This is a genomic window from Pseudomonas sp. JQ36 (assembly GCF_053851495.1).
In genome coordinates, this window is sequence record NZ_CM132642.1 from 2680246 (window position 1) to 2702467 (window position 22222).

Below are 22222 nucleotides of genomic sequence, written 5' to 3' on the forward strand. Positions count from 1 at the left end.
ATTTCGCCATGCTTGTGTTGCAAGCGCATGACGCAAGGCAAGGCCGTACGCCGTTGAACGGTCTACGATTAACAGGCAGACATCAAACCAAGGGATCCGAAATGAGTAAAGCAGACGAACTCGCCGCCAAACTCCAGCAAACCCGGCACACCCGTGCGGATGCCGCGCTGGAGATCGATTGCTGGCCGGCGCAGGTCTACGATCTGTACCACCGCATCGAGGCCTGGTTGCAACCCGTCACCGAAGTCGGCCTGAAGATTCGCCGCAACCCGACCCACGTTTGCGAGAGCTCACCCGATGGCGAAAGCCACGATTACGCGATCGACCAACTGGTGATCGAAGCCAATCAACAAACCCTGACCTTTGATCCCATCGCACGGTTTACCGAGGACGGCGCCGGTCGCGTGCAGATCACCCTGCCCGAGCGCAACACCTATCTGCTGCGCACCGTCGATGAACATCATGAAAGCCATTGGTGGTTGCAAACGGTGGAAACCGGTCAGGAACTGGATGCGATTGCGCTGACCGAGAACAATCTGTTGCAGGTGGTGCAGGAAGGGCTCGGCCTGTAACGCGAGCGGCGAAGCTGTCAAAACTGTAATCCTCCTCTCAGCCAACTGAAAGCCAGCGCTGGTTAGCCTCTCCGTCATGTATCAAACGGGGACCTCCAGCGCATGCCTTCCAACACCTCAAGACGCACCTTCGTCAAAGGCCTGGCCGCCAGCGGCCTGCTCGGCAGCCTCGGTCTGTGGCGCGCGCCGGTCTGGGCGCTGAACCCGCCTGGGCAGATCAACGAACTGAGCGGCAGCGAATTCGAGCTGTTCATCGGCGAAACTCCGGTCAACTTTACCGGCAGCCCGCGCACCGCGCTGACCATCAACGGCAGTCTGCCCGGCCCGCTCTTGCGCTGGCGCGAGGGTGACACGGTGACGTTGCGCGTGCGCAACCGGCTCAAGGACAGCACTTCGATTCACTGGCACGGGATCCTGCTGCCGGCCAACATGGACGGCGTGCCGGGTCTGAGTTTTCACGGCATCGAACCGGGTGGCGTATACGTCTACCAGTTCAAGGTGCGGCAGCACGGCACTTACTGGTATCACAGCCATTCCGGCCTGCAGGAGCAGGCCGGGGTCTACGGGCCGCTGGTGATCGACGCGAAAGAGCCGGAGCCGTTCCAGTACGACCGCGACTACGTGGTGATGCTCAGCGACTGGACCGACAAAGACCCGGCCAGCCTGATGAAGACCCTGAAAAAGCAGTCCGACTACTACAACTACCACAAGCGCACCGTTGGCGATTTCATCGACGACGTCAGCGACAAAGGCTGGGGCGCCACCGTCGCCGACCGCACGATGTGGGCGCAAATGAAGATGAACCCCACCGACATCGCCGACGTCAGTGGCGCCACCTATACCTTCCTGATCAACGGCCATACGCCCGACAGCAACTGGACCGGGCTGTTTCGCCTAGGCGAAAAACTGCGCCTGCGGCTGATCAACGGCTCGGCCATGACTTACTTCGACGTGCGCATTCCCGGGCTGAAAATGACCGTGGTCGCGGCGGACGGTTTGCACGTCAAACCGGTCAGCGTCGACGAGCTGCGCATCGCCGTGGCGGAGACCTACGACGTGATCGTCGAGCCTGACAGCGAGGCCTGCACCCTGTTCGCCCAGGCCATGGATCGCAGCGGTTACGCCCGCGCCACCCTCGCCACCCGCGCCGGTCTGGCAGCACCGGTGCCTGCGCTGGACTCGCGCCCGTTGGTCACCATGGATGACATGGGCATGGCCGGCATGGATCACGGCTCGATGGACATGAGCGACATGGCGGGCATGGATCACTCGGCGATGGGCCCGATGCAATCGCACCCCGCCAGCGAACAGGACAATCCGCTGGTGGACATGCAAGCCATGAGCACCGCGCCGAAACTCGACGACCCCGGCCTCGGCCTGCGCAACAACGGCCGTCGCGTGCTGACCTACGCCGACCTGCGCAGCACCTTCGAAGACCCCGACGGCCGCGATCCCGGGCGCACGATCGAGCTGCACCTGACCGGGCACATGGAGAAGTTCGCCTGGTCGTTCAACGGCATCAAATTCTCCGACGCCAAGCCGCTGCGCCTCAAGTACGGCGAGCGCATCCGTCTGGTGCTGGTCAACGACACCATGATGACCCACCCCATCCACCTGCACGGCATGTGGAGCGATCTGGAAGACGAAAACGGCAACTTTCAGGTGCGCAAACACACCATCGACATGCCCCCCGGTACCCGTCGCAGCTATCGGGTGACGGCCGATGCATTGGGCCGCTGGGCCTATCACTGCCATCTGCTTTATCACATGGAAACCGGCATGTTCCGCGAAGTGCGGGTGGAAGAATGAAGGGGCCGAACATGACTCGATTCGCAGCGTTCTCCGTATTGCTCATCAGCACTTCCGCCTTGGCCGCCGACGACATGCAAGGCATGGATCACAGCCAGATGCCCGGCATGGATCACTCGATGCAAAGCATGGACGACGGCATGATGCAGCCCGCCGCGCCGACTGAAAGCCGCACGCCGATCCCGGTGCTGACCGACGCCGACCGCGCCGCCGTGTTTGTCAGCCCCGGCGGCCATCAGGTGCACGACAGCGCGATCAACAGCTACTTCCTCGCCGACAAACTCGAATGGCAAAACGCCGATGACGGCAGCGCTTTGTCCTGGGATCTGTCCGGCTGGATTGGCGGCGACATTGATCGCCTGTGGCTGCGCTCCGAAGGCGAACGCAGCAACGGCAAGACCGAGGACGCTGAGCTCCAGGCATTGTGGGGCCACGCGATTTCGCCGTGGTGGGACGTGGTCAGCGGCGTGCGTCAGGACTTCAAACCCGGCGCCCCACAAACCTGGGCCGCGTTCGGTGTGCAGGGCATGGCGCTGTACAACTTCGAAGCCGAGGCCACGGCGTTTCTCGGCGAAGGCGGACAAAGCGCACTGCGGCTGGAGGGCGATTACGACATTCTGCTGACCAATCGGCTGATCCTGCAGCCCACCGCCGAGCTCAACGTCTACGGCAAAAACGACCCGCAACGGGGCCTCGGCTCCGGCCTGTCGAACACTGAAGCCGGCCTGCGCCTGCGCTACGAAATCCGCCGCGAATTTGCGCCGTACCTCGGCGTGACGTGGCACCGCACCTACGGCAACACCGCCGATTACGTCCGCGAAGAAGGCGACAGTCGCAGCGAAGCACGGCTCGTGCTCGGTGTGCGGCTGTGGTTCTGAATTCCCACTGAAAAACACCCCAGAGGTCTTGCATGCGCACGTTGAATATCACCCTTGTACTCGCCAGCGGATTGCTCCTGAGCAGCCTCGCCCAAGCCCACCCGAAACTGCTGTCATCGACCCCGGCCGATGGTGCCGACGGCGCGGCACCCGACAAGATCGAACTGCACTTTTCCGAGAGCCTGCTGACCCGGTTCTCCGGCGCCAAACTGGTCATGACCGAGATGCCCGGCATGGCTCATTCGCCGATGCCGATGAAGGCCAAAGTCAGCGCCGGCAGCGACCCGAAATCGATGCTCGTCACCCCGCTCGCGCCATTGCCCGCCGGCACCTACAAAGTCGAGTGGCGCGCGGTGTCGTCCGACACGCACCCGATCACCGGCAACGTCACGTTCAAAGTGAAGTGAGCGATGGCTGAGTTGATCAACATCATTCTGCGCCTGGCGTTGTATGTGGATTTGTTGCTGTTGTTCGGGGTGGCGTTGTTTGCGCTATACAACGTCAACGCGCCGCTGCGTTTCAAGCCGCTGTTGCGTGGATTGGCGTTGCTCGGTGCCCTGCTGTCAGTCGCTGGACTGCTGCTGATGACGAGCGCCATGAGTGGCGAAACCGAACTCGCCGCACTCTGGCCGCACCTGCAGATGATGCTGCTGGAAACGGACGTCGGGCTGGCATGGGCGCTGCGCATGATTGCGCTGATCGTGGTGCTGGTTCAGCCGGGGAAGTGGCTCGCGTCGATGGCCGGCGCGGTCGCCCTCAGCTCCCTCGCCTGGAGTGGGCACGGGGCAATGGACGAAGGCTGGCTGCGACTCTGGCATTTCCTCAGCGACATCCTGCATTTACTGGCGGCGGGGGCATGGTTGGGCGGCATGCTGGCGCTGGTGCTGCTGACGCGGGATGGTGTGGATGAAGCGCGGACTCGCCTGCTGGCTGCGGCGGTGAAACGCTTCGAGTGGATCGGCGCGGCGATTGTGCTGACGCTGTCGGTGAGCGGCGTGGTCAATTACCTGTTCATCGTCGGCCCGAGGCTGGACGACGTGCTGCTCGGCACCTATGGGATGTTGCTGGCGATCAAGGTTTTGCTGTTTGCCGCGATGCTGGTGCTGGCCGCGCTGAACCGCTTTCACCTTGGGCCTGCGCTGAAGCGATCCATACGCGATGGACAGCACGCAATCGCGGCGAATGCACTCAGGCGCAGCGTGCTGCTGGAACTGGGCCTGGCCCTGCTGATCGTGGCGTTGGTGGCGTGGCTCGGCACGTTGAGTCCGGACGCGGGATGACACCCGCGAAGGCCTTTCACTACACTGGCTCACCGTCCTCTGCAGAAGCCCGATGTCCATGACCATTCTAAAAAGCACGATGATCCTTTGCGGCGCGCTGACCCTGGCCGCCGGCGTTCAGGCGCAGGAAAGCCCTTCGCACCTCGACAGCATCCAGCAACAAGGCCAACTGCGCGTCTGCACCACCGGCGACTACAAGCCCTACACCTTCAAGCGCACCGACGGCGACTTCGAGGGCATCGACATCGCCATGGCGCGCTCGCTGGCCGACAGCCTCGGGGTCAAGGTCGAATGGGTGCAGACCACCTGGAAAACCCTGATGCCGGACATGCAGGCCGGCAAGTGCGACATCGGCATGGGCGGCATTTCGGTGACGCTGGAGCGGCAGAAAAAAGCCTACTTCAGCAACACCCTCGACAGCGACGGCAAGATCCCGCTGGTGCGCTGCGCCGATGTCAGCAAGTACCAGACCGTCGAGCAGATCAACCAGCCCAACGTGCGTCTGGTCGAACCCGCCGGCGGCACCAACGAAGCCTTCGTCCACGCCTTCCTGCCCAAGGCGCAACTGGCGCTGCACGACAACGTGACGATCTTCCAGCAACTGCTCGACAACAAAGCCGACGTAATGATCACCGACGCGTCGGAAGCGCTGTATCAGCAGAAACTCAGACCGGGGTTGTGCGCGGTGAATCCGCACCAGTACATGCAGTACGGCGAAAAGGCGTACCTGCTGCCGCGCGATGACATCAGCTGGAAACTGTACGTCGATCAGTGGCTGCATTTGAACAAAGTGACTGGCAAATATCAGCAGGTCCTTGGCGAGTGGCTTGCGCTGCCGCAGTAATCTCCAAGGCACAAACACTTGTGGCGAGGGAGCTTGCTCCCGCTGGACTGCGTATCAGGCCTTCTCTTGAGGGGCCGCTTCGCGCCCCGGCGGGAGCAAGCTCCCTCGCCACATTGATTTTCAACCAGGAAATCTATCAATCGTCATGCAGCATCCCGGAGCTGTCAAAGACGAATGGCGGAACAAGCGCCCTGCACTGGCGCCGGTAATCGAACGGATCAACGCTGCTTGATTGACACCAAAATCGCGTCAATTCCGACATTTACAATAACCCCATCGGGTTTAACAAAGGTTTACATCAACTGGTTTTTTCATTCGGTATCGTTATTGCAACTCACCGAAAGGAATCAAACGTCAAATGCAGTCGGGCACCCAACTGGTCAATCCAGAACTGATAAAAATTCGACGACTGTTCGCAACCCCATTGGCGAGTATCCAGTACCCGGGTGCAGAAAAACTCAACGCTGAGTTGAAAGCCATCATCTCCAATCACATGGCTCAAGATCGCAACGGTACCCAACGCAGCAACGACGGCGGTTGGCAGTCCGCCAATGACTTCGCAAATTGGGAAGGAGATGCCTGCAAAGCGCTGGTTAAATTCGCCAAAGCATTCGCCGGCCAACTCACCGCCGTTCATAGCGACCTGTATGGACTGACCGAGCCGCACTTCGAATGGAAGCTCAACGCCTGGGTCAATGTAAATGAAGCTGGCCACAGCAACTCACTTCATGGCCACCCCGGCGCGTTCTGGTCCGGCGTTTACTGGGTAGATGCCGGCGGACGAGAAGATGACCCGATCGTCGACGGTGACTTGGAATTCATCGACCCGCGCGGAATGGTTGCCTCGACCTACAACCCGGCCTTGCGCATGAGAGTCGAAGACTGTCTGACTGCCGGCTTCAGCACGGTCTGCGCCGCCAAAAGCGGAACCTTCATCATGTTTCCCTCATGGCTGATGCATTCGGTAAGACGCTTCGAAGGGAAGAGGCCACGAATATCCATCGCGTTCAATTTTGGAACTTGAGACGCCCGCCCCCTCAGTCCTTTACCGGCCTGGGTATCGCAATACGGCTACTGGTCTTGACCTCGCGCAATGCCAGGCTGGACTGGATCGACGCAATACCCACCTGGCGCCTGAGCACTTGCTCGATGAAATCGCTGTAGCTATCCAGATCCTCGGCCAGCACCTGCAACACATAATCGGCATCGCCGGTGATCTTGTGACAGGACAGCACCTGGGGCAGTTGCGCAATCACCGCCTCAAAGGCGTCCGGCGCATGATCGGCGTGGGTGGAAAAACGGATGTGCACGAACGCCATGATATCCAGCCCGAGCATGCGCCGATCAAGGTTGGCCTGATAGCCCTTGATCACCCCGGCCTCCTCCATTCGCTTGCGCCGTCGCCAGCACGGCGTAAGGCTCAGTGAAAGCCGCTCACTGAGTTCAGAGTTGGAAATACTGGCGTCTTCCTGCAGCAACTCAAGAATCGCCAGGTCGGTCTCGTCGAGACTGATGCGTTTGGATATTTTTTTCTGCATGACGTCGATCCTGAGTAAAAACGCCCGAATAATTTACTGAATCAAGAAAACAAAGCAAAGAAAGCGCAGGTCAGCCGGAACAGAATATTTGCACTGGCTCACATTAACGGATGCGCAGAATGTTTACAGTTTTCAGTGATTCCCATCGGTTGCACCACGGCACCGAATTGAAAGATGGCGTGCTCAAACCGTCGTTCGAACAACCGAGTCGGGCCGATACCGTGCATAACCGCGTCAAACAGGTCGGCCTGGGGCAAATCGTCGAACCACGCGCGTTTGACCGCTCGTGCTACGTCAACGCGCACAGCGAGCGCTACGTCAGTTTTCTGGAAAATGCCTGGCGCGAATGGTGCGCAACCGGGCGCACGCACGATGCTTTGCCGCTGGTCTGGCCGGTGCGCGATCTGGGCAACGAGCAAGTGCCGACGTTCATCGATGGCAAGCTCGGTTTCTATGCCATGGATGCCGGTTCGCCGATCACCGCCACGACCTGGCAAGCGGTGAAAACCAGCGCCGATATCGCCCTCACCGGCCTCGCACTGATCGATGAAGGCCATGACAGCGCCTTTGCCCTCTGCCGCCCGCCCGGCCATCACGCCGCGCGCGAATACATGGGCGGTTATTGCTACCTCAATAACGCCGCGATTGCCGCGCAACAGGCCATCACCCAAGGCGCCAAACGTGTCGCGGTGCTGGACGTCGACTTCCACCACGGCAACGGCACCCAGAACATTTTCTACCAGCGCAGCGATGTCATGTTCGTGTCGCTGCACGGTGAGCCCGCGGTGTCCTACCCGTACTTCTCAGGTTACAGCCACGAAGTCGGTGCGGGTGTCGGCGAGGGTTACAACCTCAACTACCCGCTGCCGAAAAACACCACCTGGGAAAGCTACCGCAACGCCCTGATCCACGCCTGCAAAAAACTCCAGCAGTTCGCACCTGAAGTGCTGGTGATCTCCCTGGGTGTCGACACGTTCAAGGACGACCCCATCAGCCACTTCCTGCTGGAAAGTGAGGACTTCATCGGCATCGGAACCCTGATCGCCAGTGTCGGCTGCCCCACCCTGTTCGTGATGGAAGGCGGCTACATGGTCGATGAAATCGGCATCAATGCGGTGAACGTGCTGCATGGTTTCGAGAGCAAACGCAGCTGAACCATCCCGCGCTCTACAGCCTTTCAATGTCTGAATCGGAGAATAAGAACATGACGCTTTTTATAGATGTCGATGACGCTGCACGCCTGTTCACCCAAGTCGGTATCCGCCGCGCCATTCGCGAAATGGCAAGCTACATCGAAGCGGACTACGCACGCTGGGCGCAGTTTGATAAATCGCCGCGCACGGCCAATCATTCGGCAGACGGCGTGATCGAGCTGATGCCCACCGACGACGGCCAGCAGTACTCGTTCAAATACGTCAACGGCCACCCGAACAACGTTCAACAGAATTTGCTGACGGTCATGGCCTTCGGTCTGCTGGCGGATGTGCAGAGTGGTTATCCGACCCTGCTCAGCGAACTGACCTTGACCACCGCCGTGCGCACCGCTGCCACCTCCGCGCTGGTCGCTCAATCGCTGGCTCGCCCGGGCTCGACATCGATGGCCCTCATCGGCAACGGAGCCCAGAGTGAGTTTCAGGCACTGGCCTTTCATGAAATGTTGGGCATCAGCGAAATCCGCATCTTCGACATTGATCGCGACGCCTCACTCAAGCTGAAGCACAACCTCGCGGCGTTTCCGCAGATCGACGTGATTCTGGCCAGCTCGGTGAAGGACGCGGTCAAGGGTGCGGACATCGTCACCACGGTCACCGCCGACAAAACCTACGCAACGATTCTGACACCCGAGATGATCGAGCCCGGCATGCACATCAACGCGGTCGGCGGCGACTGCCCGGGTAAAACCGAACTGCATGCCGAGATCCTGCGCAACGCTCGGGTCATCGTGGAATTCGAGCCGCAAACGCGCATTGAAGGCGACATTCAGCAGTTGGAAGCCGACTCTCCAGTGGTCGAATTTTTCCGGATCGTGCAGGGCGAAGTTCCCGGCCGCGAGAGCGATACGCAGGTGACAGTCTTCGACTCTGTGGGTTTTGCCCTGGAAGATTTTTCGTCACTGCGCTACCTCAACGACCTGGCTCAGCAACGGCAAATCGGCCAGCGTATCCACCTGGTACCGACGCCCGCCAATATCAAAAACCTCTTCCAGTTGCTGGAGCTGCAACCGGCACCAGCCTCGCGTCTGCGCACCGTCAGTTGATTCGGTAATGGCCGCCCCCCCGGCGACTTGGCGGGGGGCCATTCACCGTTCCGGCATCGCCGTGATTAGCCGCTGCCGCTCTAACAAGAACGCTCGACACCTACTTTCTGCCAAAACTCAAAAACATAAAATCAAGAGGTTTTGCAATGAAATCGAACCCTTCCGGGCTGCTTGAACAGCCCGCGCTGCAGCGCACGCTCAGCAATCGTCACATCCAGTTAATGGCCATGGGCGGTGCCATCGGTACGGGTCTGTTCATGGGTTCCGGGAAGATCATCGCCCTCTCCGGGACGTCGATCATCCTCATCTACATGATCATCGGCCTGTTCGTTTTTTTCGTCATGCGAGCCATGGGCGAGATGCTCCTGTCCAACTTGAACTTCAAAACCTTTGCCGATTTTGCCGGCGCCTACCTTGGCCCGCGCGCGGCCTTCTTCCTCGGCTGGTCGTATTGGTTGAGCTGGAGCGTGGCAGTGATCGGCGATGCCGTTGTGGTCGGCGGATTCTTCCAGTACTGGTTTCCCGATGTCCCGGCGTGGATACCCGCCGTCGGCATGCTGGCGACATTGTTCGCGCTCAACGTGCTGACGGTCAGGCTGTTCGGTGAGGTGGAGTTCTGGTTCGCGATCATCAAGATCATTGCCGTCGTGACCTTGATCGGCGTCAGCACCGTGCTGATTGCCAGCTCGTTCGTGTCCCCCAGTGGTGTCACCGCGTCCCTGAGTCACCTGGTGGATAAACAGGCAGCTTTCCCTAACGGCCTGTTCGGCTTCTTTGCCGGATTTCAAATGGCGATTTTCTCCTTCGCCGGCACCGAGTTGATCGGCACCGCTGCCGCCGAAACCCGCTCTCCGGAGAGGACCTTGCCCAAGGCCATCAACTCGATTCCGCTGCGGATCATCCTGTTCTACGTGCTGGCATTGACCTGCATTATCGCCGTGACGTCGTGGCAGCAGGTTTCTCCGGTCAAGAGCCCCTTTGTCGAACTGTTTCTCGTGGCAGGGTTTCCCGCGGCCGCCGGTATCGTCAACTTCGTAGTACTGACATCGGCGGCATCATCGGCCAACAGTGGCGTGTTTTCATCGAGCCGCATGCTGTTCGGCCTGGCCAACCAGCACAACGCTCCGGGCCTGTTCCGGCGATTGTCGGGCAACAGCGTGCCGCTGCTGAGTCTGACGTTCACCACGCTGCTGATGCTGATTGGGGTGCTGGTGCTGTTCATCGTTCCGGAAGTCATGACCGCCTTCACCATCGTCTCCACCGTGTCGGCGATTCTGGTGATTTTCACCTGGTCGACCATCCTCGCGTCTTACATTGCCTATCGCAAAAAACGCCCGAACCTGCATGCGAAGTCGGCTTACAAAATGCCCGGTGGCGTACCGATGGCGTGGTTCTCCCTGGCGTTTCTGGGCTTTGTGCTGTGCTTGCTGGCATTGCGACCTGACACCCGGATTGCCCTGATGGTCATGCCGGGATGGTTCGTATGGCTGGCGATTGCTTACCAGTTGACCCGCTCAAGGCAGGCGAAATCTGCAGTTGAGTCGGCGAGCCAGTTTGGCTGACCCTGCACGCCTGAGCCGTCACCTGAACCTGACGGCTCTGGCTCAACAACGTGCCCCCGTCAAATCGGCTGCCACGCCTGCGCAGGAATCTGCGCCATTGCCTCGAACGCCGGTTTGGCAAACCAGAAACCCTGCATCAGATAAATCCCGCAATCGGCCAAAAAGTCCCTTTCCTCCGGATGCTCGATGCCCTCGGCAATCACCTCGATCCCCAGTTCAGTACACATGCCCACCACGCCCCGCACAATCGCCTGACGCACGCGATCACGGTGGATATCGCGGATCAGCGCCATGTCCAGTTTGATCAGATCCGGCTGAAAGTCCGCCAGCAGGTTCAGGCCGGAATAACCGGCGCCAAAGTCATCGATGGCGGTCTTGAAGCCGAACTCGCGGTACTCGCGCAGAATATTCATCAAGTGTTTGTTGCTTTCGACGTGCTCACCCTCAACCGCTTCGAAGATCAACCGCTCAAGCGGAAACGCATGCGCGCGCGCCGCCTCCAGCGTGCTGCGAATGCACAGATCCGGGCGATAAACGGCGTTGGGCAGGAAGTTGATCGAAAGAAACCCGGTGAGCCCCAACTGCGCTGCCGTGGAGATCGCCCGCACGCGGCACAGTTGATCGAAGCGATAGCGGTTCTGGTCATCGATCTGCTGCAGAACCGATAGCGCCCCTTCGCCCTGCACGCCCCGGACCAGCGCCTCGTGGGCGAAGGTCGATTGATCACGCACATCGACAATCGGCTGGAACGCGAAGGAGAACGCCATATCGGCCTCGCCTTTTTGCCGGCATCCTTGGCACCCCCCGCTGGGCTGGGGGAAGATTGGTGTATTGGTCATGACGCCCCCTGAGAGCGGGTTGCAACCATCCATGGCCCAGAAAAAATTACTGCAAGGACCGGGTGGCGCCGCTTGGCGGCCCCCGCTTATACAGGCTGACCGGTCAATTCCGGCCAAGTTCATTGCGAAATGCCATCAGGTGCGGAAATGCGCCGTCATGCGTTGCAGGTCCTGCCCCAGCGATGCCAGTTCAATGGTCGCGGCAGCACTTTCTTCGCTGGCGACGGCCGACTGATCGGCCACATCGCGCACACTGACGATGCTGCGATTGATCTCATCGGCCACCGCACTTTGCTGCTCGGCGGCGGCGGAAATCTGCAGGCTCATTTGCTGGATCGTGCCGATCGAATGGTTGATCTCGGTGATCGCCTGCTCGGCCTTCTGCGCCAGCACCACGGTGTCCAGCGTGCGCTCGCGGCTGGATGTCATCAGCGTAGATGCCGCTTGCGTACCCTGCTGCAAGGTGACAATCAGCGCTTCGATTTCCTTGGTCGAATCCTGGGTGCGCTGCGCCAGCGAGCGCACTTCATCGGCAACCACGGCAAAACCACGGCCCTGCTCCCCCGCCCGCGCCGCTTCAATCGCCGCATTCAGCGCCAGCAAGTTGGTCTGCTCGGCGACTGCCTTGATCACATCGATGACCTTGCCGATCTGCTCACTGTCCTGGGACAGTACGTTCATCGCTCCGCCCAACTCTTCGATCGCCACCGACAGTTCGCTGATCTGCACAGTCGCCTGCTTGACCACCGCACTGCCGTGACGCGCCTGCTGATCGGCCAGGGTCGCGGCGGCGGATGCGTCGGTGGTGTTGCGCGCCACCTCCTGCACGGTCGAGGCCATTTCGTGCATCGCCGTGGCGACCTGATCCACCTCGACTTTCTGCTGACGCACACCGGCGCTGGTCTGTTCGCTCATCGCCGAGAGCTTCTCCGCCGATGTCGAAATATGCGTCACGCCATTACCGATCCCCTGCACCAGCGTGTTCAAACTTTGCGCCATGTCCTGCATCGCGTTTTGCAGATCGCCCAATTCATCCTTGCGGCTGGATTTGGCTTGCACCGTCAGATCGCCCTTGGCAATCCGTCGCGCCAGCTCAACCGTCAGCGCCAGCGGCCCGGTGATCTGCCGCGAGATCAGCACCGCAGCCAACAGACCGACCACCAGCGCCAGCACCGTCAGCACGGCAATCTGGATAAACGCACGATGTTGATCGTCCCGCGCCAGACGCTGCTGCGTGTCCATCAGGCCGGTCATGATGCTGTCCATGGCCTGGCTCTGCTGATCGACCTGCTGGCGCAGGCTCTGCTTCTGCTCGAACAGCGCGGCGACCTGCACCAGCACCTCACGATAACGGCGCATCCCGGCCTGCGCCTCTTCAAGTTGACTCGACAGAGCCGCCGGCAACCCGCTGCGCGCCTTGCTCATGTCGGCCAGAAACGCATCGGTGGTGTCCAGCAGCACCTTCTTGTTGGCCTCGCTCGGCACAGCGATATAACGCCGCAGCATCAGACGAAACATCGTCATGCCATTGCGCAGATCCGCCACCGTGCGCAAGTCCGCCACCCGCGCGCTGTCGGCAGACGCCAACGCGCTGGCCGTGGTGCTCTCGAACATGCTGTTGAAGGTCTCGGCGTACTTGTCCGACATCGCCCCCAACGGTTTCAGCGCATCGCTGGTCGCCTTGTCCGCCTCGACCAAACGCTTGACCTGCTGATCGTAAGCCAGCGTGGTGTCCTGCAAACGCTTCAAGGCCTGCTGGTTTTCCGCCCGCGTCAGGGTCTGCAACGCCTTGGCGATCAGCCCTTGCAACACCGTCAGCTGCGACTGATAAGCCTCGGCATAAGCGACATCCGCCGCCGCTTCGTACTGCTTCTCCGACAGACGCATGTCCTGCGTCGCATCGTTGAGCGTGCCGATCAGACGCGTGGTGTCCAAACGATCAACCAGCACATTGCTGCTGCTATAGCCAATGAAGGCCACCGCCCCCATCGCCAGCAAAAGAACACCAAACCCGGCCCCCAACTTTCGGGAAACCTTGATGTTGCCCAGGAAATTCGATGCTTCTGCCATGTTCAGCCTCTAACGCCCTGACGCGATTCAGCGTCAGGCACAAAAAGTAGATCTCTGATAACCGGAGTTACCGCTCATATTCGGGGTCGTCGTCCTGGGCGAGATACGGGCAGCTTCCACTGACCCGGCTGCAACTGGCCAATGCGAAAAACCGTACTGACGGCCCACGCACCAGCGGACAAATCCAAGACTGACGCTGGATTTATCGTTTCAGCAAAAGTGTTGGAACGGATGCTATAAATTTTGGGAAAAGTTGTACAACTTTATATTTTTGTATAATCGTTGAACTTTTTTGAGCGCGTGATGACGCATTGCCATCATTTTTTGTGGCACATCGCTATTGCTGTGGAAACAGGCTGAAAACCGCCATTTTGGACGGTTGTTTTGCGCATCGACAGAACGCCCTCCGCGACCACGACCTCGCCGCTCGCCACGGAGGGCAGCGCTCTACGCCTTCAACTCGACGTTATCCAACGCCTGATTCACCGCCAACTCCCCCAACATCACCACCTGAGCAATACCCAGCAGCGTCTTGCGGTGCGAGACATCCAGCAACGCGGCGAAATCGTTGAGCATGGTCGTGGCGGAACCCAGGGATTCGCTGGCGTTGGCGAGCAGAGATTCGGTGTCGTAGGCCGGGTTGGCAAAGAACATTGGTTTGGATTGATCACCGCTGGCCATGATCTGGCTGGCCGGGGTGAGGTAGTGATCGAGGGCGCGTTCGGCGGCTTCGTGGAGTTTGCGGGAATCGAGGGATTCGTAGGGGGATGCGGGGTTGGATTCGGGTGGATTCGGTGTTGGTTTGAACATAGATGGAGCCTCTAGTGCGAATACTAAAAGGAGCCATCACCCTCGCTACCAAACGATAGGTGGCGGCCATACGCGGGTTGGTAGACCGGTCGCACTAGAACCCGGCGCCCACGAATGAGCCCCACGCATGACCACCATGAAATCGGAGCCCTGAGAAAGGACTGCACACGGTGACGCCATGAGTCTAGAAACGAAGCGGGCTACCAAACCCGATCACTGGTTTGCAGTGACACAGGGACGATAGAACCCACGAGCTAGACGCACAAGCCGGCGGATTCTGTCTTAGGTGTAGGGGGTGGCGCAAGGTGGTGTAGGGCTGAGGTAGTACAGACAACCTCATCTTAAACAGACTGAATCTCAACCGTTTAAATTGAAGGCGCTGTACCAAGGCACGAGTCCAAACAAGTCTGATAGAGTCGGCACCGGTTCATTCGTTGACAGGGAGTCAAACATGGCAAAGCCAGCCGCACGCATCACCGATCCCACCAGTTGCCCAATGCCTGGGCACGGCCCCAAGCAATCGCTTCCGGTTCCCCCGACGTATTCTTCGACGGACTTGCGGCTGCTCGAAAAGGCGACGCTTGCACTTGTGGCAGCGCATTAGCTTCAGCGGTTTCAGGGACAGTGTTCATCAATGGAAAAAATGCTGCTCTCGTCGAGACGGTCGGCACTCATGGCGACGTTGTCATTGGAGGTTCAGGTACGGTGATCATTGGTGATTCGCATACCCCTGCCCCTTTCATTCCACCTATACCAATGGTCGTTCATGGCAACTGGATTGGGTTCAAAGTTCCGGCCAACGAAAGCTATGAAGGACTTTCCTGCGTCGCTCATTTTGAAGACGGCTCGAAAATGGAAGGCGTGTTTGACGCAAAAAACACGGTGAAATTTTTAAATCCCACGGGCAAGGCCTGTACTGCCATTGATTATGGAACTGACGAGGTCCAGAGCGGCCCGTCGATTCTGGAAACTATTCTCGGCAAAATTCAGAGATAAGGAATATCTCATGACAGAACCAATGCTCATTACCGGTAGCTACGTCTTGAAGAGAGAGCACGATCTTCATAGCTCACCTTTAGAAATGGCGATCGCTGGGATGGAGGGTGCAGCAGCACGTTTTGCGACTGATGCTATCAAAGACGCTAATACTCGTTTGAAATACCAAGCCAAGATCAAGGAAATGTCTCGCCTGGTTGAGGCTGAGGTCATGGCAGGAAATGTTTCAGCCAAAGGCGGCGTTGCTTACTGCCAAGAAATGCGAAACAACATTATGAACGAGCACCGCAAGTTTACGTCTGCTCAGGGCGTCGCCGTTGCGGAATACATCAAGCTCAACGGCCCAACACTACAGACCACTCTAGACAAATACGCTCACACGCTATTCAAGAGAAAGTTTGACCTTTTGACCGATGCAGAAAAGTCTAAAGTCCATTATCTGATTCTGAAAAAGTCCGGTGTAGACAATGCCAAGGTTACTCGTGGCACGAAGATGATGAAAGTTACCGGTAAAGTCGCATGGATTGTAACCGCTGCCTTCGCTGCCTCTGAGATCTACAAAGCAGACAACAAGCCAAAAGAAGCCGGACGCCAAGGGATTATCCTGGGTGGAGGCGCCGCCGGTGGTGCGTTAGCCGGATTGAGTATTTCTATGCTGTGCGGCCCCGCCGCCCCGGTCTGTGCAATCGCAGTTGTGGTTGCGGGAAGCGTAGTAGGAGGTATTGTTGGGGACTTGGTGGCAGATGGTCTGGATGAAGAACTGGAGGAATTTTTGACATGGGACGTTCAATGACGGATGAGGAACTCGCTTACGTCTATTGGGCGCTGTCTGACGCTTTTGTTGATACAGAAGTTGATTATGAAGCTATTGCGCGTCAAACCGAAGACTATGACCCTGAGGAAATCAGGCGAATTCTTTATCATGAGGTAGCGCCTATCTGTCATACGAACCTTGAGACGGTGATTCCAATGATATGGTCAGCATTCAATTTAGAAAACTTGAAAGCTGACATAAAGGAAATGCTGAAGGCAAGAGAGAAAAGCAACTTCCGCCGACAGCGGGACAAATTACTAATACGCTGGCTTGAATTCAGATATGGCTACATCTGGAAGGAAATCCAAAAACACTATCAAAAATAAATCCCCACACAAAAAAAACAAAGCCAATACACCTACTTCCCTGCAACGAGTTAAAGGACTAAGAAATGGCCCACCTAACAGACAACTGTATAGGCGATGAAAAAAAGAGACAAATCTGCAGCATATACAATATCAATGTCATTTCCAGAATCGCATTGATGCCTGGCACTAAAATACAAGGTTGCTGCAGAGAACTTGAGGACGAACATACTATTTTTCATTACCAGAACAAAACAAAATTAAATGACGAAGGATTTTTTTCAGTTGGAAAGAGCTGCGCCATCAGCTTTACAAAATTGATAGACCAAAAACTTCCACCACTTGTCGACCCCATGCAACATGCGACCCCTTCTATAATTCCAGGCAGCACCAATACGGCCACAACTGGGCAGGCTACCGCTGCGCCACCTGCAATCAACCAAGAACTTTACACTGCAATTAACTTATTTGCGATATTACAGAACACAATACCAAAATATGCTTTACAGCGAATATTATTAACCATTCGTAACTCACCACACAAAGCAATTGATGAAAAAGTTGTGTGGGACTTCATCAAGGTACTGTCGTCGTTCAAGAAAACATTGCATGAACTGATTGAAGAAGCAAAAAGCATACACCCCAACATGAAAACCTACAGCTTTCCAATAATCAACTCCATCGCCAGCAAAAACTGGATCAGCCTACCTTAAATAAAAAAAATAAGAACCGGATTACTATACCGACCTTCTAGATCTCCGCTATCACGGAAAAATGGGGTGAATTTATCGACGCCCCATACCCATTCTTAGGAACAAGTTAATCCGTCACCTTTTTACTCACAGGGGCGAGACTCAACATAAGATCAACTTACTTTAAGCCGTAAAAAACCGCTAGACGCTACTCATCATACATCGAAATCTCTGCTCGCAATTTATTTGCCGTCACGAACCCCGCTAACTGAACAAACATCACTACAAGAACACTAAAAAGACAAGCACCGCGAACTGACAAAGCTGCCCATATCCAATATTTCATATGCTCAATCTTTTGCACAAACGCCATATCACCTATGGCGCCAACAACAAACGCGACCATCAGAAAAACCACAACCAAAATGACATTGACGATAACTTCGCTTTTCAAATCAGTCAAAGAATTAATAACCATTACATAATCTGTTGGTTTTCGCTGCTTCAATTTCTTAGGTACATCCTTCATAACGCCTTCGACATAGTTAAAAAATGCCAAGGAAAGAGCCCCAAAAAGTGCGCCCAAAACAAAAATAACGGGGTTTACATTGCTAAATAATGGGCTCACCGATCCTGCTGTCCCCCACAACGACAGGTAACAGAGGCTGAAAGACGTCATAAAAACAAACAGCAGGCGAACCATTCTAACGCCTCAACAAATCACCTATAGCAGAGTAAACATCAGCCACCATCCGAGCATCGTGAATAGAACGACCCGGTGCAGGCTGTCCAGTTTCAAGTTCCAGTTGATTCTCTTGCATTACCACATCGTCAGAAGGAACATTCAAATCAATTTTCACAATGGCCGATGTACTTTTATGTACTTGCCTGCCGTTGTGATCGCCTTCAGTCGTGACACTCCATTTTCCTTCCCCTTCCTCAATATAGTCTATGTAATCTCCTACCGGGGAAGCCGGAACTTTTAAATCGCCAAATTCGTTACTCAGAGAGATTTTCACCTCATCCTGACCGAAAAGTTCCTTCATCGCCTTGAGGGCATCACGAGCTTTTATGTTAGTTTCTAAAATATTTGGAGAAATGAGTTCCAATTCAATTTCAAAAATCTTTTTATGAGATCTGACCACATTCCAAAACTCCCCTCTGACAGTCTTAGGCTCAATAAATATTGAATAATTGAATTCATTTAGAATGGGATCTTTAAGCCCCGCCTGAATGGCATTAGCGATTTGCTCATCCGTGCCAAACCGCCAATCATGCTGCACAAAAATGTACTGATCCACAGTATCAACCACGGTAATCACTGGAACCCAATCATCAGCGTCGTGGGCCACTATGTCACCGGGAACCTTATCACCAACTTTAGTTAATTTATGTTTGGCCGTCTTTCCTACTAAAAATCTGCCTTTAGGAAATTCGTCAACAATGGGTTCAGCGTATGAAAACCCTACAAAACTATAACGAACTTTGTTCTTCACAAACTCACGACCGTCGTCTTGAAGGGCTGTTACCACCACGGCCCCCTTGGGTTTAGGTAAGGGAGAGAAAACAAGAGCACCCTGCTTATTCTCGATCAGCGAGTATCTCAGAACTAGAAACGGCTTAATTCCTTTCACAACACAATCCTTCGACGACGTTAATAAGACTCAAAAAAGAAAAAAGGAGGTGGATATAATTACCTTCTTTTCCGACAGAAAATGAATCAACCCTCTCTCATCAACTCAGCATGCTACGAAGCAATCAATCAATTTATTAAAACGACTCAACAGGCTTTTTGGCCTCAGCCAAAATCTTATTCGTTTCTAAACGAGGAAACGTAAAGCGAATAATCATCCCCGAATCCGCCCCTTGCCCCGCCATCACCAACTCAGCTGAACGAATATTCTCTGGTGCAGCAGCCAACGCACTAACAGCATTGGTTTGCCCTTTAGCGTTCAGCCCTTCAAGAAAGGTGTAAGTCAGATTCCCAGACGCCAGACCAACCTGTTCAAAATTGGAAATCTTCGTCGTTAGCTCTTCGGTACTTCTCGACTTTCTCGCGGTATCGAACATATCCAGGATGGATTTTTCATCGCTAAGGGAAACCAGCGTGAATGATTTGGAAAGCCCCGCGATGACTTTGACATAGAGGTTCTGATCGAAGGGGCTGATCAGTGAAACCATCATCAGCTTGTCACCGGAAAAGATTAGCGCGACGGTAAATTTCTCTTCCAGGAAATCCACATCGTCGATGCACCTCGCGGTTCCGCCGACGTCTTCGGAGCAGTCGTAGTAACCGGCCGCTTCGGTGAATTTTGCGAGTGGGGTTTGGTAGACGTAGTTCTTGAACAGCTTTTCTTCAGCGAAAGCCCCCTGAGCGGAGGCAAGCATGGCGGCGGCGACGAGAACAGATGATGCGAGTTTTTTCAGCATGGGATCCCTTCCTCACTTTTATTGATAGCCCGATGCTATCAGTCCATTTCAAGGCTGTCTTGCTTAATCCCACACTTGATGAGGTTGTATTTCCGCCGAATATCACTGAGCCCGACCGGTCATTCCTGATAAACTCCCCACCTCCCAGCCCCACCCAATCCAGAACCGCCAATGTCCCCAATCTCCGCCACACCCGCCCCACTCTCCCGCCGCTTCTCCGTCGCCCCGATGATGGATTGGGCGTAGTACCCACCAACGCCCTAGCCAGGCTGGCGAATCCGCCGAAAGCCCATCGCTTTGTAGCAATTTATAAGCAGGCCGCAAGTCCTGCTTGTCGGGGGCACGTCCGATACTTTGCTTCCAGTTTTTCGAAGGGAGTGAACGCGATGCTGGATTACTCGCTACCGGGTGTAGAAAGCACAGATTCGCCCACCCAGGCACAACTTCATGTTTTCACAAACTTCAATGCCTCGCGCGCACGGATGCTTTAAACGGTTGCGAAACTAGTTTTAATTAATGGGACCCTGCCTGCTGCGCGCATTGAAATTTCAACCATACCTTAGAATTATAGCACCTAAAAAATATAGCCGAAAATTCTTAACAAAGAAGACGGCAATCAGAAACAATTATCAAATAATTCAATCACATAAAACAGCGTATGCGCAAATACCTATTTTTTTGTGTCTTACTTGCTTTACACTTTTTGATAAATAAGTGAAACACTTCTATCGCGAGCACAAACCAGGCCAAATGCAACATTTATTTTATGACACCTGCAACTTGAAATGCTCAAAACTCGATCTACAGTAAGGACGGCGGAGGTTAGATGGAAGTCAGCCTTCTTATAAATCACATCTTATGCTCAGTGCGTTCTCTGGAGAATTATTATGGAAAAAGGTATCGAGTGCGGAATTAGATTTAAAGACTCAATACTGACTCTACCAGACGAAGAGTTTTCATACAAACTAGATATCATGATCCCACAGTTAGCAGTGATGATTTCTCAGCAACGACTTGCAGCGCAAGCTCAGCAAACAGCAGCTCAAACTAAGTCCTTTGACGTACCTTTTGAAACATCCCTATCGTACAAGACAGTTGAATTATATTGCGAAGCGAAGTCAGCCGCGTTTGACATCAAAGAAAAAGGCCTAGAGTGCGGAATACGAATTAAAGAATTTGCACTTGACTTCCCTGAAGCGTCATTCAAGGTATATCTAGGCGGCTGCCTTGAGACTTATAAGGAGTCCGTCATACAGCAACGTAAAAATTATCTAGAACCAGTAGGAATCAAGGCTATGGATCTAGAAGAAATTAAGGGAGTAGAGCTTTACTGCTCAATAAAAAATTTCTGCGGATAAGTTAATAAGAGAACAGCCATGACAAACAAAAGAGCACTTATTGTCAGCATCGAAAAATACGCCGATTCCAGACACAATCTTCCAGGATTAGCCAACGATGTGGCAGCTATTATGGCTGTTCTCACTAAATTCGGGGTTACAGACGTCGAGGTTCTTAGAGACTCCAATGCAACAAGTGAAGGAATTCGTAATGGGCTAAACGCCTTAGTAGATGGCGCGTCAGAAAACGATGTAAGGGTTTTCTATTACACAGGTCATGGAACATGGGTCCCTAAAGGGTTTTCCGGTGGCGAAGATGAGCCTGATGGAAGAGATCAAGCGTTTGTACCATATGAAGCCACTACCGCATCACTGATACTGGACAATTGGATGGGCCAATTTCTGAAAACAAAACTACATCCAGGCTCGATTTTTTACGGAATATATGACTGCTGCAACTCAGGACATTTATACAAATCCTTCCTACTCAACTCAACGAAAAATTTTGAAATTGACGCCCCACTTGTCAAAGCAGTAGATTTTTCTAGCTTAAATTTTACCGGGCTTCCAGTGATGTTCAATACACCCGAATCCGGAAATTCCTTAAGCATCAAACGAATTATTCTGGATGAAAATCAGACAAACGCTATTCATGTAGGAGCCGCAGAAGCCGAAAAACCGGCGGAAGTAAAACCGATAAATGGTGTTCGTCGTAGCGTTTTCACATGGGCACTTGAGCAAATTGCATCCCCCGGCATAAATTTAACCGATTTCGCTGAAGCACTAACGAAAAAACAGGCCGAAGTTACCACTGGCCATACTCCACAGATCACATATTCAACAAACAATCGTTATCGTAAATTTCTTGAATAAAGCAACAAAATATCATACTCAATACTGCTAAAAATTTCCAAAAAGACATCTAGGATTTAGTTCTGCTGCTTTAAAACTGCCTGCTGACGGTGTCAGCAGGCTTCTTTTTCTGCTTAACTGGTTCGCTGACTTCATACGCTTTTTCAATCCAACAGATTGATGATGGATGGGGCGTAGTACCTCGCCTGCATCCCGCCCAGCCTTGCCATGCCCTCAAATACAAAATGCTTTGTAGCAATTTTTAAGCATCCAGCGCCCATCGCCCCACGAAACGCATTACCGGTACTAAGCTTTTCCTTTTACCGAACGGGTCGAT

At 54.9% G+C, this 22222-nt stretch carries 22 protein-coding genes and 2 pseudogenes; 16 read left to right on the plus strand and 8 right to left on the minus strand.

The features are described from left to right. Positions 1 to 101 precede the first annotated feature (101 nt). From ACS4NR_RS11900 to ACS4NR_RS11930, 7 genes are all read left to right on the plus strand, one after another. On the plus strand, positions 102 to 572 hold the full coding sequence (locus tag ACS4NR_RS11900) for a hypothetical protein (protein WP_456020190.1): 471 nt from the start codon (positions 102 to 104) through the stop codon (positions 570 to 572). 102 nt (positions 573 to 674) lie between these two features. Next, positions 675 to 2381 (plus strand): copper resistance system multicopper oxidase, encoded by a 1707-nt coding sequence (locus tag ACS4NR_RS11905; RefSeq protein WP_456020191.1) that lies wholly within the window; start codon positions 675 to 677, stop codon positions 2379 to 2381. Positions 2382 to 2392: 11 nt separating this feature from the next. Then, on the plus strand, positions 2393 to 3259 hold the full coding sequence (locus tag ACS4NR_RS11910) for a copper resistance protein B (protein WP_456020192.1): 867 nt from the start codon (positions 2393 to 2395) through the stop codon (positions 3257 to 3259). A gap of 32 nt (positions 3260 to 3291) precedes the next feature. Next, positions 3292 to 3666, plus strand: coding sequence for a copper homeostasis periplasmic binding protein CopC (copC, locus tag ACS4NR_RS11915; protein WP_456020193.1), 375 nt, complete (start codon positions 3292 to 3294; stop codon positions 3664 to 3666). 3 nt (positions 3667 to 3669) lie between these two features. Then, on the plus strand, positions 3670 to 4539 hold the full coding sequence (gene copD / locus ACS4NR_RS11920) for a copper homeostasis membrane protein CopD (protein ID WP_456020194.1): 870 nt from the start codon (positions 3670 to 3672) through the stop codon (positions 4537 to 4539). A 58-nt stretch (positions 4540 to 4597) separates the two neighbouring features. Next, complete coding sequence (locus ACS4NR_RS11925) at positions 4598 to 5383, plus strand: transporter substrate-binding domain-containing protein (protein WP_456020195.1); 786 nt, start codon at positions 4598 to 4600, stop codon at positions 5381 to 5383. A 358-nt stretch (positions 5384 to 5741) separates the two neighbouring features. Continuing rightward, positions 5742 to 6407, plus strand: coding sequence for a TIGR02466 family protein (locus ACS4NR_RS11930; RefSeq protein WP_166497887.1), 666 nt, complete (start codon positions 5742 to 5744; stop codon positions 6405 to 6407). A 13-nt stretch (positions 6408 to 6420) separates the two neighbouring features. On the opposite strand, the gene ACS4NR_RS11935 is transcribed toward ACS4NR_RS11930, so the two are convergent. Beyond that, positions 6421 to 6921, minus strand: coding sequence for an Lrp/AsnC family transcriptional regulator (locus ACS4NR_RS11935; protein ID WP_443535976.1), 501 nt, complete (start codon positions 6919 to 6921; stop codon positions 6421 to 6423). A 119-nt stretch (positions 6922 to 7040) separates the two neighbouring features. Between ACS4NR_RS11935 and ACS4NR_RS11940 the strand changes: the two genes are divergently transcribed. From ACS4NR_RS11940 to ACS4NR_RS11950, 3 genes are all read left to right on the plus strand, one after another. After that, positions 7041 to 8075: a histone deacetylase family protein gene (locus tag ACS4NR_RS11940; protein WP_456020196.1), complete on the plus strand. Its 1035-nt coding sequence runs from the start codon at positions 7041 to 7043 to the stop codon at positions 8073 to 8075. A gap of 50 nt (positions 8076 to 8125) precedes the next feature. Continuing rightward, positions 8126 to 9178, plus strand: a complete 1053-nt coding sequence (locus ACS4NR_RS11945) for an ornithine cyclodeaminase (protein ID WP_456020197.1) — start codon at positions 8126 to 8128, stop codon at positions 9176 to 9178. A 146-nt stretch (positions 9179 to 9324) separates the two neighbouring features. Then, entirely contained in the window at positions 9325 to 10740 is a 1416-nt protein-coding gene (locus tag ACS4NR_RS11950; RefSeq protein WP_456020198.1) for an amino acid permease, read from the plus strand. 59 nt (positions 10741 to 10799) lie between these two features. Here the strand turns inward: ACS4NR_RS11950 and rimA are convergent, their stop codons facing one another. From rimA to ACS4NR_RS11970, 4 genes and pseudogenes are all read right to left on the minus strand, one after another. Next, positions 10800 to 11579 carry a S6 modification regulatory phosphodiesterase RimA gene (rimA, locus tag ACS4NR_RS11955; protein ID WP_456020199.1) on the minus strand — a complete coding sequence of 260 codons (780 nt, stop codon included), beginning with the start codon at positions 11577 to 11579 and terminating at the stop codon, positions 10800 to 10802. 135 nt (positions 11580 to 11714) lie between these two features. Next, positions 11715 to 12587 carry a methyl-accepting chemotaxis protein gene (locus tag ACS4NR_RS11960; RefSeq protein ID WP_401065649.1) on the minus strand — a complete coding sequence of 291 codons (873 nt, stop codon included), beginning with the start codon at positions 12585 to 12587 and terminating at the stop codon, positions 11715 to 11717. Then, positions 12573 to 13649: pseudogene (locus ACS4NR_RS11965) on the minus strand (methyl-accepting chemotaxis protein); the annotation flags it as partial. The pseudogene ACS4NR_RS11965 and the gene ACS4NR_RS11960, both read right to left, overlap by 15 nt. A gap of 447 nt (positions 13650 to 14096) precedes the next feature. Then, the gene (locus ACS4NR_RS11970) at positions 14097 to 14459 is read right to left on the minus strand and encodes a DUF6124 family protein (protein WP_456020200.1); all 363 of its coding nucleotides are present in this window, start codon (positions 14457 to 14459) and stop codon (positions 14097 to 14099) included. Positions 14460 to 14910: 451 nt separating this feature from the next. Here ACS4NR_RS11970 and ACS4NR_RS11975 point away from each other — a divergent pair. The 4 genes and pseudogenes from ACS4NR_RS11975 (at position 14911) to ACS4NR_RS11990 (ending at position 17287) form a co-directional block, all read left to right on the plus strand. Continuing rightward, a pseudogene (locus ACS4NR_RS11975) lies at positions 14911 to 15455 on the plus strand (PAAR domain-containing protein). 10 nt (positions 15456 to 15465) lie between these two features. Continuing rightward, positions 15466 to 16248, plus strand: coding sequence for a hypothetical protein (locus ACS4NR_RS11980; RefSeq protein WP_456020201.1), 783 nt, complete (start codon positions 15466 to 15468; stop codon positions 16246 to 16248). Then, entirely contained in the window at positions 16245 to 16595 is a 351-nt protein-coding gene (locus tag ACS4NR_RS11985; protein WP_443536000.1) for a DUF7079 family protein, read from the plus strand. The genes ACS4NR_RS11980 and ACS4NR_RS11985 overlap by 4 nt, the downstream gene beginning before the upstream one ends. 65 nt (positions 16596 to 16660) lie before the next feature. Further along, positions 16661 to 17287, plus strand: coding sequence for a hypothetical protein (locus tag ACS4NR_RS11990; protein ID WP_456020202.1), 627 nt, complete (start codon positions 16661 to 16663; stop codon positions 17285 to 17287). A 187-nt stretch (positions 17288 to 17474) separates the two neighbouring features. Here ACS4NR_RS11990 and ACS4NR_RS11995 read toward each other — a convergent pair whose 3' ends face one another. From ACS4NR_RS11995 to ACS4NR_RS12005, 3 genes are all read right to left on the minus strand, one after another. Beyond that, the gene (locus ACS4NR_RS11995) at positions 17475 to 17969 is read right to left on the minus strand and encodes a hypothetical protein (RefSeq protein ID WP_456020203.1); all 495 of its coding nucleotides are present in this window, start codon (positions 17967 to 17969) and stop codon (positions 17475 to 17477) included. Position 17970: 1 nt separating this feature from the next. Continuing rightward, the gene (locus tag ACS4NR_RS12000; protein WP_443535984.1) at positions 17971 to 18900 is read right to left on the minus strand and encodes a hypothetical protein; all 930 of its coding nucleotides are present in this window, start codon (positions 18898 to 18900) and stop codon (positions 17971 to 17973) included. 136 nt (positions 18901 to 19036) lie between these two features. After that, a complete protein-coding gene (locus tag ACS4NR_RS12005) occupies positions 19037 to 19696 on the minus strand; it encodes a hypothetical protein (RefSeq protein WP_456020204.1) in 660 nt (219 codons plus the stop codon). Between the two features lie 887 nt (positions 19697 to 20583). Here ACS4NR_RS12005 and ACS4NR_RS12010 point away from each other — a divergent pair. Beyond that, the gene (locus ACS4NR_RS12010; RefSeq protein WP_456020205.1) at positions 20584 to 21054 is read left to right on the plus strand and encodes a hypothetical protein; all 471 of its coding nucleotides are present in this window, start codon (positions 20584 to 20586) and stop codon (positions 21052 to 21054) included. 18 nt (positions 21055 to 21072) lie between these two features. Continuing rightward, a complete protein-coding gene (locus ACS4NR_RS12015; RefSeq protein ID WP_456020206.1) occupies positions 21073 to 21906 on the plus strand; it encodes a caspase family protein in 834 nt (277 codons plus the stop codon). Positions 21907 to 22222: the final 316 nt, after the last annotated feature.